Here is a 13,204-nt window from a genome sequence, read left to right as displayed (position 1 = left end):
ACCAACACCGTAGACGCTCCTGGACCACAGGGGCCTGACCTGCACTTACGCGCGTCACCTAGACCACCCTGTACCGCACAAGACGCGATCTACAACCTGTGCCAGGTGGGACCGTCACGGCCCAGGTCGGGCAGCCGTCTCGCTATCAGTGGCCGGACGCAGTGCCTTCGAAGGGACGGGTCCGCACAGGGCGGAGATTTTGGAGCCGAGATCACCCCTAGGATTCTGGCAGCGCTCGCTACAGTCACTCAGCGTGCCTGCGGCAGCGCCAATTTTCGTCTCCCGCCGTCCGTCACGGCGGCCCTCCCTGGGGAGAATCTGGGGAGGATCAGCGCTGCTGGGGAGCGTCTGGGGAGAATCGACTACGTAAGACGGCACGCCCCTGAAAGACCCTGAAAGATTCATCTGCGCTGGTCAGAGGCGACTGAAGCTGAATCGCTCCAGGTCAGCGCGACGTGGTAGACAACTTCATGACATAGGTGCCGAGGTCGTCGGCCTCGACGATTCCGGGCAGCGATCCGCCCTCCCGCAGGGGTGTGACGTACCGGGTAGCACTCACTTCTGTCAGCATTTTCCCAGACCGCCAAACGCTTCAACCTTGGAATCCACGATCTGCTCCTTGCTCGCTTACCCTCGGAGCCGGCCCCGATCAGCCCTGGGGAGAATCCGGGGAGTCCGGTTGGCGCCTTGGCCCCTCCGGCTCCCCGGCATTCCTTCGATGACGGCGCGCTCCCCTGCGTCCGACCTCCGGCATGAAGTGAGCATAGTAACCGAGAGTGACAGTCGGCGATGAGTGTCCGAGCCCCGCGCCAACGCCACCACGGGCTCTCCCGCCTCCGGCGTGCTGGAGGCCCGCTGGCCCAAACGGCTTCACCGGTTACACCGGCCTCAAAGAAGCTCCACCTTCACCGGGGAGAACACCCCGACGCGGTGCATCAGCTCCAGGGCCGCCGAGGAGGGGATGCCGACGGTACGCGTCTCCCCCTCTTCGGGCGGAGTGAAGCAGCGGCCCACGGTTCGGACAGGAGCCGCGCCGGTAGTCCACCGAAGGGGCGGTGGACTCCGGAGTCGCCGCGCAGGCCCGCAAGTCCGCCGCCGTGATGCCCCGATCGGGAGTTGGCCCAGATGCGGAGCCGTGTGGAGCCACGCTCGGCGCTCCTGGTTCTGCCGAGTCTCAAGAGGCGGCCGATGGCTCCACCCTCGTGTACGTCTCCGGCGGCACCGGGAAGCGTCTCAGCAGCTCCTCCATCCAGGCGGCCGGATGGGTGGCCGACGCCGCGCCCCCGGGGAGGGCACGTGCTTTGCGGATGCCCTCGATCAGCGCCGCGGTGGCGGCCCTGGTGGTGTAGCGGTCGGCGACCCACTGGCGGCCCGCCCGCCGTATCTCGTCCTGGTCGGGCAGGTCGAGCAGCTCAAGCGCCTTGTCGGCCAACTGAGCCGTTTCGAGCTCCGGAATGCGCCACGCAGACGGCGAGTCGAACAATTCCGCGCCGCCGCCACCTGCGTATCCGGTCACCAGGCAGCCGCTGGCCATCGCCTCGGCCGGGGGCAGGCCGAAGCCCTCGCCCTCGGGCGCTCCCAACGCGATGAACACCGACGTTTCCGACAACACGCGAGCGACTTCCTCGTGGGGAACCGCGTGGATGTCGTACAGATCGATGTCGGTGGACCGCGGGTCGGTGTGGAGCAGGCGGCGAAGCAGCGTGCTTTCGATCGGACGTTTGCGGGACATCCATGCGATGCGTCGAACCCGCCCGGTCGATGCCGGCCGGAACAGCTCGGTGTCGATGATGTTCGGCACCAGGTGCGGTTCGAACTCAGGCAGGGCGCGGCGGAGCATTTCGACGCCCGCCTGCGAGATCGCCCACAGAGCCGGCCGCACCGGCCAGCCCGGGTACGGGCCGGGGTCGGGGCAGGTCAGGAAGTTGAGGTAATGCCCCTGCGAATAGATGACCTTGTGCCCGCCGGGCGCCGGGTCGTGGCCCGGCACCACGCTGACCTCGTGCAGCACGAGCACGTCCTCGGGCCCCAGATTCAAGGTCATGCCGGACAGCGTCGGCACATCGTCGTCGAACCATGTGTAGCGGAATCCCGGCGTGGGGGTCCAGCGGAACGCCTCGACGCCGGCAGCCCGCAGCAGCGAGATCTGTTGGTTCAGTACGCGAATGCCGCCCAGCGGAAACTGGAACTCGAACGACGCGTAGATGACTCGACCAGCCACCGTACCTCCCCGAGAGACAACGATCGGTGAGACCTCATCATGAGGAAATCTCTTCGAAGTTCTCTTCAAACCACGCGAGTTGGCTCGTTGATGGCCCCATCGACCTGGTCCTGAAGTTCGTTGCCGAAGCTGGGGTGAATGGCCCGGCGGCCATGGCTGCAACGGCGCCGGAAACCAGGTCGAACGGCGAGGCATCCGAAGCTGCGACGTCGGTAGGTCGGTACGTCTCGGCCGTAGGCGTAATTCGTGGGCGGATTGGCTGGAAGTGGCGCTGCCTTCTTGAAGCCACGTTCTTGCTCAGCGGCTGGGACCGTTACTCGTACGCTCAGGGTGACAGCAAAGTCCACGTGTGTCACCGGCCCGACGTGGTGCATCGCCCCGCGAGCACAGGCCGTCGACCGCCCTGCACAGCAGACCGTCGACCGCGCCACCAACCCCCCTCGCAGCATCCTGCGTACCGTCATCGATCGGTTCCGGGTCCGCTCACGGCCCCGAGGGCTGAGGAGCTCCATGGCGCAGAGGCGGCGTTATGGCCGTTCGCCTCTGTGAGGGCCGGCGCCGACCGACGGTCGCATGCGCTATAGTTGATCTTGCAAGTTCGCCGCAACCCGCGGCGGCTGGCGCTGCGTTGGTGGTCCAAGGAAAGACGCCCCGCTTCCTGCGGGGAAATGCAGGTGCAAGGCCTGCCCAGCGCTCACTCACGAGGCCCTTCCCCCGCCGGGGGAAGGGCCTCGTCACGTTCCCCGCGCGCCCTGGAGAACTTCCGCACAGCTCTCACCCGCGAAGCCCCCGCGACAGCAACCACGAGGCGTGCGGCACCGTGCGCGCGGGCCGGACCTGTCGCCTACCACCCGGGCGGCGCGGGGGTGATGCGGCACCGTGCGCGCGCGGGCCGGACGCGGCGCCGGTCAGGTTGCCCTGGCGGTCACACGGTCATCCCCTGCGCGTACGGGCCGGACGCGGCGAAGACAAATCCCCGCCGACAACGGTTGATTCCCGTGGGCCGGAGGAGGTGGTGTCACCGACGATTCCGTCCGGTGGGACACCGGGGCAGGTGAGACCACCCCGGTGCCGACAGTCCACCTCCGCCGCGGTGACAGCGCGCCTCAGCGGACCGTCACGTTGAAGACCGGCGAGGCCGTGGTGCCACTGACGATGCGCAGGTCGTTCTTGCCCTTCAGCCCGAGCTTGACGCCGAGCGAGTAGGAGCCGTCCCGCGCGATGCTCACGGACGCGGGCAGGCTGACCCACTTGCCGTGCTGCTTCTGCTGAAGGGTCACCTTGCTGCCCGCCTTGAGTCCGGTGGTCTTGCCCGTGACCCGGAACAGCTGCCAGGCGCGGACGGAGGACACCGACGGCTTGGCCGTGATGCTGGCCTTGGCGGGCACGGCCTTCTGCGCGACGGCCGGGGTTGCGGTGTGCGCGGCCGGGGTTGCTGCCATCGCGCTGCCCGCGAGGGCGAGGGAAGCCGCACCGAGAACACCGACGACGGCCAGGCGCAGGGAGCGCCGCTTCGAGATCATCACAGATCTGTCCCTTTCTATGGTGAGAACAGCCTTTCGCGCCAAAGGGCACCTACGTGTCGATTGGCGTAGTCACTAGAAACGACGGCACAGCGGAGGCAGGCGTTCATCGGAGTTTGTCGCTGTCTTGTAACAGCCGTGCAGGGCCGGGGAGATGACGCCTGGAACAGCTCGGCGCCTAGACGGCGGCCGACGCCCCACATCCTCGAATGAACTCCGCCCTCCCGGCCAGATGTGCGCGCAGTGACGGGCGAGGGGGTGGCGCACCCCACCGTCCACGTCCCGCAGCGGATGGGGAGGCTCGGGTCTGACCTGCGGAGGAATTACCAAACGGTGACCCTGCCGCTCCTGCCGGGGTGACCGAACGTTGCAATCATACGATTGGAAGAATCTGATCGAATACGTGAGGTTCAGACGTGGCCGACGAAATCTACTTCAGCAACAACTACAACGACCTGTCACAGCAGCACGGCACCGGTGCGGGTTTTCAGTTCGAGTTCCGGTGCTCGCGCTGTTCGGACACCTGGCGTTCGCCGTTCGAGCCGTTCAGATCGGGCCAGGCGGCCAGTTGGATCGGCAAGGGAGCCAATGCCGCCTGGAGTCTGCTGGGCGGCAACGCCGGCACCATCCACAATGCCGCCGACGGCCTGGCCGGTGCCACCTGGGGCGGAGCGAGGGACACCGCGTTCCAGCGCGCGATCGACAACGCGCAGGGGCACTTCAACCGGTGCCCCCGCTGCACCTCGCACGTCTGCGGACAGTGCTGGAACGTCGAGCAGGGCCTCTGCCTGCAGTGCGCCCCCGACACCGCCGCCGAGGCGGAGGCCGCCCGTCGGCGTGGGATGAACGACTTCGTGGCGGATCGATCCTACGCCGCCGGGCAGATCGCCGGGCAGGGCTACGACGTGAGCGCACCCCGGCAGTTGGTCTGCCCGCAGTGCCGTACGGAGACCCGCGGCGGCGCGTTCTGCCCAGGGTGCGGCCACCGCCTCGCCCAGAACCCGCAGTGCGGTTCTTGTAGCGCGACCGTGCCGCAAGGCGCCGCGTTCTGCCCGGGGTGCGGTTCGAGGCAGTAGGGGTTCCCCATGAGGCGCTGCACCATGGGCGTGCGGCGCCTGGTCCGTACGCCGTTGCCGTCGCACGCGAGTGCCAGGCCCCCTGTCGCATGTTCGCGACCCGCGGGCCCGGAACCGTGTTCCGCGAGGGCTCTCCCGGGTGGCCATGGGGGCGGAATCCCTCCGAGGAGGGCAGGCAGAAGGTCTGCGTCACCCGTCCGTTCCCGTACTCGCCCCCTCTGCAGAGTCGTCGGCCTCGACCGTTCCGGGCAGCGAACGCCCTCCCGCAGGGACGTGGCGTAGCGGGTCGCGGTGACTTCGGTGAGCCATTTCCCAGGCTGTCCGGCGCTCCGGCAGCACGATCCGCGCCCGGGCCGGGGGGCGGGGCCGGGGGCGGGGCCTCCGGCGGGATCCGCCACGGGACCCGCGAGGAGTACGGGAGCGACCGGCCGGGCCGGCGGCACGTCCGCCTGCCTGCTTATTGGTCGCACACTCAATAACATCGGGGCATGTCGTCAAGCATTCAGCGGAAGCGGATTCGGAAATCGCCGTCGGACCGGCGTGCGGAAATCGTCGACGCGGCTGCCGCCATTGCCCTGACCGAGGGCCTGGAGTGCATCACTCTGCGCAGGATCGGCGAACAGCTCGATGTCCGCCCGGGTCTCATCAGCCACTACTTCCCCGCGGTGGAGGACCTGGTGGCCGAGGCCTTCGGCACCGCCGCCGGTACCGAGCTGGACACGCTCCTGCCACTGGACAGGGCGGCGGGAACGGCCACGGAGTACCTCGCGCGCTTCTTCGCCCTCGCCACGGGTGACACATACGACGACATCAGCCGCCTCTGGATCAACGCCCGGCACCTCAGCCGCTACCGCCCCGTACTGTGTGACAGGGTCGGCCACCAGGAGGGCATGTGGCGCGGCCGCTTGGAGGGCCTCATTCGCAAGGGCGTCGACCGGGGGGAATTCCGCACCGCCGACCCATATGTGACGACCATTCAGATCCTTGTCGTCATCGACGGTCTCGGTGCCCACGCCAACACCGAAACCGGCGACCGCCCCGAGGCGGTGACACGGATGGCCGTCAGCACGGCCGAACGCGAACTGGGCCTGGAGAGCGGCACGCTCATGGACCATGCCGGTGCGCACGCGACGAACCGGCCCCCTACAGGTGCGGCTGCCGCCGGCGAGGACGCCACCACCACTGCCGGGTCCCGCGACTGAGGCCGGGGGCCGGGCTCGGCAACCGGGCGCGGAGGCCGGTCCCCGGGCCGAACCACCCGTGCGGGCCCCTCGCCGGGGCGCACGGGGCCGACAACGAGCCTCCCCCGTGCCGGACCGGGGGGCCGACCCGCCGCACCCCACAACCGGCCCACCCGGGCCCGGCCCGCGCGCCGAACCACCGGGCGCCCCGGCCCACCCCGGCCTGCCTCGGCCCGCCTCGGCCCGCGCGGCGAACCAACCGGTCCGCCCGCCCCCACCACCGAACCGACCGGGCCACCCCGCCCCACCGCCGAACCGACCGACCGGCCCGAAGAATGCCGGCCCGAACCGTGCCGGGTCGGCCCGCCCCGGCCGCAACGAGCCGACCAGCATCGAAGGAGCCACCGTGCGCACCAGCCTCGTCCTGCTTTCCGCCCGCCTACTGGACCCGCTCTCCGGCGAGCTGCTACCAAACACCGCCCTGGCCGTGTCCGGGGGACGCATCTCCGATCTGGGCGACGACCGCCGGATCCGCAGGCTCGCGGACTCTGCGACGACGGTGATCGATCTGAAGGGTGCCGTGGTGACGCCCGGGCTCGTCGACGGGCACCTTCATCCGCTGTCCGGCGCCGATCTCACCCGCGGCCTGGACCTCTCCGGTTGCACCGGCCTCGACGAGGTCAAGCAGGCCCTGGCCGGCGAGGTCCGGACGCTGGCACCCGGCGCATGGCTGCACGGCTGGGGCCTGGACCCGAAGGTGTTCGGCGACCGGCCGGTCGCCGCGGCCGCCCTCGCCCCGGTGCTCGACGGCGTCCCGGCCCTCCTCCAGCTCTTCGACGCGCATTCGATGCTGGCCAGCGCCCGCGCACTCGAACTCGCGGGTGTGGACGGGCCGCGCCGCTTCGCCGAGGCGTCCCAGATCGTCTGCGACGACGAAGGACGGCCCACCGGTCTGCCGCTGGAGGACGCGGCGTGCGCGGTCGTCGAAGCCGCGGCCCCGCAGCCCACCCGCGCCGAACTGCGCGCCCGCCTCACCGACACCCTGCGGAACATGGCGGCCGCCGGACTCACCGGCGGCCACGCGATGGACGCCAACGGCGAGAGCCTCGCCCTGTACGGCGAACTCGACGCCGATGGCGCGCTCCCGCTGCGGTTGCGGGTGGCCCCCTGGTGCCGGCCCGGTGCCGACGCGGAGGCACTGCGCTCACTCATCGAGCAGCAGGGCCATGACTCTCAACCCCGCATACGCCGCGGGTGAGGAAGCGCATGCCGGTCGCCTCGCCGTCGGCCACCGTGCCGACCTCACCGTGTTCGCGGACAGCCCGCTCACCGTGGCCGCCACGGATCTGCCCCGGCTGCCCGTACTGCTCACCGTCCTCGACGGACACACCACGCACCGCGACGCGGATATCTGACGGACGGTCACTTCGCGAGCGACCGACAAGGGTTGCAGTCCGGGCGGGGGATGCCCGCCGACGGGGCACGTTGACCGGCGACCAGGAGATCCGCCTGCCGTTCTTCCACCACGGCGACCTCGTGGTGAAGGGACAGCTGGACCGGACGCTCCTCTTCGCCCGCTTGCGCAGCGGCGAGCCGGGGACGCGGCGGCCCGCTGACCGCCGTACGCCGCCAGGGGCGACCGGGCGGCGTGGCGCCTACGGACGCAGCGCCGCCAGCACTCGGCTGCGGAGGAGCTCGTACTCCGCGCGGAGCCGCACGATCTCCGCGGGCCGTTCGATCACCTCGCCGCCGACAACCCTCTCGTGGGGGCCGAACTGCTCGCGTGTGAGATCGACTTCGATCCCCATGCCCAGGCGGTTCCACCAGTGATAGTCCACTTGTTCGCCGTCGACATGGACCTCGCCGCGGATCAGCTCACCGCCCAACAGGTCGTGCACCACCAGGGCGGTGACACCGCACTGGTCGCGTGCCGGGTTGTCCGGGCTCCAGTCCGGGCGGTGGTCCGGCGTCGTGGTGTCCGCGCCCCAACCGCCGCGGATGGCCTGCTCGAACTCGTTGAAGTTGCTCAGTGTCATGTCGCTCAGCCTCGCAGGCGCCTCTGACAATCACGCACGGCCGATCGCACCCGACGCGCAGTCTCCCCCGGTCCGGGCCGCAGCCGGAACCGGGGCCGGGTGGTCCAGGGCCGGGTTGTCCGCAGCCGGATTGTCCGGGACCCGCCTGTCATGGTGTCTCCATGACGACACCGTTCGACTCCACGATTGACGACCTTCCGGACGAAACCCGGCGCTTCCCCCGGCAGTTCGCCCGGACCCGCCGCTTCTCGCTGGGTGTGCCCCGGCAGTTCACCGTCTCGCCGGACGGCGCGCGGGTGCTCTTCGTGCGGTCCACGTCCGGTACGGATCAGGTGAGCCGGCTCTGGCTGTACGAGGACGGCCAGGAGCGGATGCTCGCCGATCCGCTCGGGCCGGGCCACGGCAACGCGTCCTCCGGTGCGGTGCCGCCGGAGGAGCTGGCGCGCCGCGAACGGGCCAGGGAGACCTCGTCGGGCGTGGTGTCCTACGCCACCGACGCCCAAGTGCGGATCGCGGCCTTCGCGCTCGGCGGCGAACTCTGGGTGGTGCGGACGGACGGAGGCGCTCCGCGCCGGATCGTCACCGCCGGTCCGGTGGTCGATCCCCGGCCGTCGCCGGACGGCACCCTGATCGCGTACGTCTCCGGAGGTGCGCTGCGGATCGTGCCGGTGGAAGGGGCCGGCGACCGCGCGCTCGCCGCCCCGGACGGCGAGCGGGTGACGTACGGACTGTCCGACCATGTATCGGCCGAGTCGATCGGACGCCCGCGCGGCCACTGGTGGTCGCCGCGGAGCGATGCGCTTCTGGTGGCACGGGTGGACACCTCGATGGTGCAGCGCCGCTACATCAGCGATCCGGCCCACCCGGAGCGGCCTCCGCGCGAGCTCGCGTATCCGGCGGCGGGGACCGCGAACGCGGAAGTGTCGTTGCACCTCGTGCGGGTGTCCGGGGAGCGGATCACGGTCCGACTGCCCGCGGCCGCCGGGGAGGACCACCCCGGGGGTGTGTGGACGGACCGGTCGTTCGAGTACGTGGTGACGGCGGCATGGGACCGGCGCGGCCCGCTGGTCTCCGTGCAGACACGCGATCAGCGTTCGGTGCATGTCCTGGCGGTGGATCCCGCCACGGGAGAGACGCGGACCCTGAGCCGTGCCCATGACCGTGCGTGGGTGGCGCTGAGGCCGGGTACACCGCTGCGGCTCTGCTCCGGAGCGCTCGTCGTTCCCGCGCGGCCGGGGGGCGACACGCAGGGGCTGGCGGTCGGTGGCGGAACGACGCCTCCGGGACTTGAGGTCCGTGAGGTGCTCGGCGCCGTCGGTGACAGGGTGTTCTTCACCGCGAGCGAGGAACCGACCGAGGTCCACGTCTGGTCCTGCGCGAACCGGCCGCCCGAAGACGGTCTCCACGGTCTCGTCCGGGTCAGTGCGGCACCCGGTGTGCACACGGCGTCGGTCGGTGGCCCCACCGTGGTGCTGGACAGCAGGACCCCGGACGGTCAGACGGTGTCCGTGCTGCGCGACGGGGTTCCGGTGGGGCGGATCGCGGTTCTCGCCGAGACGCCACTGGTCACCCCACGGGCCGCGATGCTGAGCCTCGGGAAGCGTGAGCTGCGCAGCAGGCTGTATCTGCCGTCGTGGCACCGGGCGGGCGACGCCCCGCTGCCGGTGCTGCTCAGCCCGTACGCGGGTCATGGCATGCAGGTCGTCCTGAACGTGCGTACCTGGTGGGTCGCGGTCGCCCAGTGGTTCGCCGAGCAGGGCTTCGCGGTGCTGGTCACGGATGGTCGCGGCACTCCGGGGCGTGGGGAGGCATGGGAGAAATCGGTGCACGGCGACCGGCTGACGGCCGTGCTGGAGGACCAGGTCGACGCGCTGCACGCGGCTGCCGCACGGTATTCGGCCCTGGACCTGACGCGGGTCGCCATGCGCGGCTGGTCGTTCAGCGGCTACCTCGCGGCTGCCGCCGTGCTGCGTCGTCCGGAGGTCTTCCACGCGGCGGTCGCCGGTGCCGCGCCGGCCGACCGGCGGCTCTACGACACCCATTGGGAGGAACGGTTCCTCGGCCACCCGGATGTACTTCCGGAGAATTACGAGCGCAGTTCACTGCTCCCGGAGGCGTCCGGGCTGACGCGCCCGCTCATGCTGGTGCACGGATTTGCCGATGACAATGTGGCCGTCGCCCACATGGTGCGGTTCTCCGCCGCGCTGCTGGCCGCGGGCCGGCCGCACACGGTGCTGCCGTTGTCCGGGGCCGGCCATCTGGTCACCCAGGAGGAGACGGCGAGCAATCTGCTGCTGCTGGAGCGAGACTTTCTCAAGAAGTCTTTGAGGAGTTGAACACGGGGGTCCCGCTGCGCGTACCCCCGCTCGGGCACGGACGTGGTGACCACCGAGGTCGTGAACAGAGAGCTCGCGAACATCCAGGTCGCGAGCGTCGCGGAAGGGAATGCCGGAATGAACGCATCGCAGGACCACGAGGTCCGCCCCGGGCGTCGGGCCGTTGTCGCAGCGGTCGGGGCCGTCTCGGTGACGGCCGTAATCACCGCGTGCGGCAGTCAGAAGGACTCGGGCGGCTCGGGCGGCTCAAGCGGATCGGACGCGGTCGAACCGACCGCTGCCGAAAGGAACCGCGGTGGGGACGTGCTGGCGAAGACCACCGACATCCCGAAGGGTGGCGGAAAGATCTTCGCCGACCGCGGCGTCGTGGTGACACAGCCAGAGGCCGGTTCCTTCAAGGCGTTCTCGTCGAAGTGCACCCACCAGGGATGCGCTGTGTCGAGCGTGTCGGGCGGCACCATCAACTGCCCGTGCCACGGCAGCAAGTTCGACATGGCGACCGGCAGCGTGACAGCGGGTCCGGCGCCCCAGCCGCTGCCCACCAGGGCCATCACGGTCGAGGGCGGTTCGATCACTCTCCCGGCCTAAGGGCTATTGCCCTGTGAGGTTGGGCCCGGCCGGCCGCGCTCCGCCGGACGGGTCTTCGTCCGCCCTCGGCCGCGCCAGCAGCCGAGCACCTCATCGGTGGTCGTGAGGGTGGCGACCAGGGCGAGTGTGTTGCGGATCATCGCGGGGGTGTAGTCGGCCGGCACCCCCGCGATGGCATCGGACGGCACCACCGCCGTGTAACCGAGATTCACCGCGTCGAACACGGCGTTGGGAACAGCCACATTGGCCGAGACCCCGGTGACGACGAGCGTCCGGCAGCCGAGGTTGCGGAGCAACGCGTCCACATCCGTGCCGGCGATGGGCGAGAGGCCGTGCAGCCGGCGCACGACGAGGTCCTCGTCCGCCACCTCGATGGGCGCGGCGATCCGTACCGCCGTGGTGCCCGAGTGCTGTTGCACGGGCAGCCGTCCGGCGGCCCGGAAGAGGCGGGCGTTGTGGTTGGCGCCCCGCCCGTCGGGGCGGCGTTCGGCCACCGCGTGCAGTACCTGGACCCCGGCCTCGTGGGCGGCCGCCACCAGCCGGGCGACGCGGTGGAGGGCGCCGGAGGACCTGGCTTCCTCGGCCAGTTCGGGCAGTGCGCTGCCGGGGCCCACGACGCCCTGCTGACATTCGACCGTCAGAAGCACGGTGATGGCCGGATCGAGCTGCTCGGCGAGCTGTTCCTTCGACGGCACGGCTGCCCCCTTCGGTGGCGGATCGGGCGCGCGAGGCTAACCGCCATTGCGTGATGAGGGAAGAGGCCCCATGATTTCTGACACATAGTCAGCTATCGGGAGGGGGCGCCCATGGCCGCCATTCAGCGACGGGGCCGTCGGATCATGATGACGGACGAGGAACGCGACAGTTATCTCGCCGAGCAGCGCACCTGCCGGGTCGCCACCGTGTCCGCGGACGGCCGCCCGCACATCGGCGCCCTCTGGTTCGCCTGGGACGGCACCTCGCTCTGGCTGTACTCGATCACCCGCAGCCTGCGCTGGTCCCAGCTGCGCGGCGATCCGAGGATCGCGGTGGTTGTGGACGACGGGGTGGAGTACGCGGATCTGCGCGGCATCGAACTGTCCGGCGAGGCCGTCCCGGTCGGCGAGGCGCCCCGTACCGGCGAGTCCTACCCCGAACTCGAAGCGCCGGAGAGGCTGTTCGCGGCGAAGTACTTCGCGATGGACACCATGCCGCACGACGGGCGGCACGCCTGGCTGCGGCTCACCCCGGAGACCATCACCTCCTGGGACTTCCGCAAGCTCGCGGGCCCGCCCTCGACCTGAGCACCCAACGGCCCGGGAGAAGGGCCCGCCCCAACTGATCGTTCCAGCCGGCGTCTCCTCCGTGACCGCGAGGACGCGATGCCGCGCACCAGGCGGTTCAGCGATAAGCCCTGCCGCGTACGTAAGCGATGACGAGGGTGACCGCGGTGATGGCGCACACCAGCATGCCGATGGCCAGGAAGGCGTAGCCGGCTTCGCTGATGCCCGATTCGGTCTCGACGACGGTCATTCCGCCGCCACCGGGGATCCGGCGTTCCTTGTCCGGGTGGTCCGCGACGTAGAGGATCATCGCGGCGACCGCCGCCGCGCACACCGCGGCCCCGGCCAGCGGCCAGCCACCCGCCCTGCCGTACCAGGGGACCCGCGGTTTCAGAGCGACGTGCGGGCACCGTGTCAGCAGGGCGCGCCCCAGGCCCGCGGCACGTCCGGCGAGCCCGTCCGTCCGAAGCCGAGTGCCGTCGTCGAGGTCGATCTCGATGCGGTACCCGTTGCCGAGCCGGGTCGCGAGGGCGTTCACCGCATCGCCGTCGACGTGGAGCGAGGTGACGCGGTTCCAGGACCAGCCCGCGGTCCCGCGCCGGGATCCGTGGACCAGACCGCCCTGGCGCACCTCGAAATACTCCCCGGGCTCGCCACGCACGGCCCGCGCGATCTGGGACACCGCAATTGCTACGGCGCCCAGCGAGAGGCCGAGCAGCAGGCCGATCGCCTTGTTGCTGCCTGCCGACCCGTCGCCGGTTGCGGACACGCCCCACGCACCCAGCCAGCCCGGCGGGATGGCTATGAGCAGCGCACAGCCCGCGTTCACCCACCGCTTCCGGTGGTCCACCGCGTGCCGACTGACCACCGGGCCGAGGTCTTCGAACGCGTCCATTCCTTCGTTACCAGTCACCGGGAAAGTCAAGCATCCGGACTGCCGGCTCCTCAAGATCCCATCAGGAGCAGGCAGTCGGCACCGTC

Annotated in this window: 12 protein-coding genes and 1 pseudogene; 7 read left to right on the top strand and 6 right to left on the bottom strand. The window is 70.4% G+C overall.

All coding sequences use genetic code 11. The features are described from left to right. Nucleotides 1–888 precede the first annotated feature (888 nt). From ACIOMQ_RS38270 to ACIOMQ_RS38260, 3 genes are all read right to left on the bottom strand, one after another. On the bottom strand, nt 889–1,014 hold the full coding sequence (locus tag ACIOMQ_RS38270; protein WP_362207473.1) for a hypothetical protein: 126 nt from the start codon (nt 1,012–1,014) through the stop codon (nt 889–891). A gap of 160 nt (nt 1,015–1,174) precedes the next feature. Continuing rightward, nucleotides 1,175–2,221: a glycosyltransferase gene (locus ACIOMQ_RS38265; RefSeq protein ID WP_401988675.1), complete on the bottom strand. Its 1,047-nt coding sequence runs from the start codon at nt 2,219–2,221 to the stop codon at nt 1,175–1,177. A gap of 1,106 nt (nt 2,222–3,327) precedes the next feature. Then, the gene (locus ACIOMQ_RS38260; RefSeq protein ID WP_402192395.1) at nt 3,328–3,744 is read right to left on the bottom strand and encodes a hypothetical protein; all 417 of its coding nucleotides are present in this window, start codon (nt 3,742–3,744) and stop codon (nt 3,328–3,330) included. 416 nt (nt 3,745–4,160) lie between these two features. Between ACIOMQ_RS38260 and ACIOMQ_RS38255 the strand changes: the two genes are divergently transcribed. The 4 genes and pseudogenes from ACIOMQ_RS38255 (at nt 4,161) to ACIOMQ_RS38240 (ending at nt 7,416) form a co-directional block, all read left to right on the top strand. Further along, entirely contained in the window at nt 4,161–4,820 is a 660-nt protein-coding gene (locus ACIOMQ_RS38255; protein WP_402192392.1) for a zinc ribbon domain-containing protein, read from the top strand. A 488-nt stretch (nt 4,821–5,308) separates the two neighbouring features. Further along, complete coding sequence (locus ACIOMQ_RS38250) at nt 5,309–6,022, top strand: TetR/AcrR family transcriptional regulator (RefSeq protein WP_402192390.1); 714 nt, start codon at nt 5,309–5,311, stop codon at nt 6,020–6,022. Nucleotides 6,023–6,407: 385 nt separating this feature from the next. Then, a pseudogene (locus tag ACIOMQ_RS38245) lies at nt 6,408–7,226 on the top strand (amidohydrolase family protein); the annotation flags it as partial. 1 nt (nt 7,227) lies between these two features. Beyond that, complete coding sequence (locus tag ACIOMQ_RS38240; RefSeq protein WP_401266657.1) at nt 7,228–7,416, top strand: amidohydrolase family protein; 189 nt, start codon at nt 7,228–7,230, stop codon at nt 7,414–7,416. A gap of 240 nt (nt 7,417–7,656) precedes the next feature. On the opposite strand, the gene ACIOMQ_RS38235 is transcribed toward ACIOMQ_RS38240, so the two are convergent. Beyond that, nucleotides 7,657–8,037: a hypothetical protein gene (locus ACIOMQ_RS38235; RefSeq protein WP_362207455.1), complete on the bottom strand. Its 381-nt coding sequence runs from the start codon at nt 8,035–8,037 to the stop codon at nt 7,657–7,659. Nucleotides 8,038–8,198: 161 nt separating this feature from the next. On the opposite strand from ACIOMQ_RS38235, the gene ACIOMQ_RS38230 reads away from it, so the two are divergent. Together ACIOMQ_RS38230 and ACIOMQ_RS38225 are read left to right on the top strand one after the other, a co-directional pair. Then, on the top strand, nt 8,199–10,373 hold the full coding sequence (locus tag ACIOMQ_RS38230) for a prolyl oligopeptidase family serine peptidase (protein WP_401944498.1): 2,175 nt from the start codon (nt 8,199–8,201) through the stop codon (nt 10,371–10,373). Nucleotides 10,374–10,490: 117 nt separating this feature from the next. Next, nucleotides 10,491–10,961 carry a Rieske (2Fe-2S) protein gene (locus ACIOMQ_RS38225; RefSeq protein ID WP_362207449.1) on the top strand — a complete coding sequence of 157 codons (471 nt, stop codon included), beginning with the start codon at nt 10,491–10,493 and terminating at the stop codon, nt 10,959–10,961. Here ACIOMQ_RS38225 and ACIOMQ_RS38220 read toward each other — a convergent pair. Further along, nucleotides 10,958–11,656, bottom strand: a complete 699-nt coding sequence (locus ACIOMQ_RS38220) for a cysteine hydrolase (RefSeq protein ID WP_362207446.1) — start codon at nt 11,654–11,656, stop codon at nt 10,958–10,960. The genes ACIOMQ_RS38225 and ACIOMQ_RS38220 overlap by 4 nt on opposite strands. A 111-nt stretch (nt 11,657–11,767) precedes the next feature. On the opposite strand from ACIOMQ_RS38220, the gene ACIOMQ_RS38215 reads away from it, so the two are divergent. Then, entirely contained in the window at nt 11,768–12,244 is a 477-nt protein-coding gene (locus ACIOMQ_RS38215; protein WP_402192386.1) for a pyridoxamine 5'-phosphate oxidase family protein, read from the top strand. A gap of 97 nt (nt 12,245–12,341) precedes the next feature. Here the strand turns inward: ACIOMQ_RS38215 and ACIOMQ_RS38210 are convergent, their stop codons facing one another. After that, nucleotides 12,342–13,136 (bottom strand): hypothetical protein, encoded by a 795-nt coding sequence (locus ACIOMQ_RS38210; RefSeq protein ID WP_362207440.1) that lies wholly within the window; start codon nt 13,134–13,136, stop codon nt 12,342–12,344. Nucleotides 13,137–13,204: the final 68 nt, after the last annotated feature.

It is taken from the genome of Streptomyces sp. NPDC087845 (genome assembly GCF_044742755.1).
In the GTDB taxonomy this organism is placed as follows: domain Bacteria; phylum Actinomycetota; class Actinomycetes; order Streptomycetales; family Streptomycetaceae; genus Streptomyces.
This window is presented reverse-complemented; position numbering and strand designations above follow the sequence as displayed.

Coding starts and splice junctions, on each gene's coding strand:
- ACIOMQ_RS38260 (WP_402192395.1), bottom strand. CDS start 3,744: ATGATCTCGAAGCGGCGCTCCCTGCGCCTGGCCGTCGTCGGTGTTCTC.
- ACIOMQ_RS38250 (WP_402192390.1), top strand. CDS start 5,309: ATGTCGTCAAGCATTCAGCGGAAGCGGATTCGGAAATCGCCGTCGGAC.
- ACIOMQ_RS38240 (WP_401266657.1), top strand. CDS start 7,228: ATGACTCTCAACCCCGCATACGCCGCGGGTGAGGAAGCGCATGCCGGT.
- ACIOMQ_RS38235 (WP_362207455.1), bottom strand. CDS start 8,037: ATGACACTGAGCAACTTCAACGAGTTCGAGCAGGCCATCCGCGGCGGT.
- ACIOMQ_RS38230 (WP_401944498.1), top strand. CDS start 8,199: ATGACGACACCGTTCGACTCCACGATTGACGACCTTCCGGACGAAACC.
- ACIOMQ_RS38225 (WP_362207449.1), top strand. CDS start 10,491: ATGAACGCATCGCAGGACCACGAGGTCCGCCCCGGGCGTCGGGCCGTT.
- ACIOMQ_RS38215 (WP_402192386.1), top strand. CDS start 11,768: ATGGCCGCCATTCAGCGACGGGGCCGTCGGATCATGATGACGGACGAG.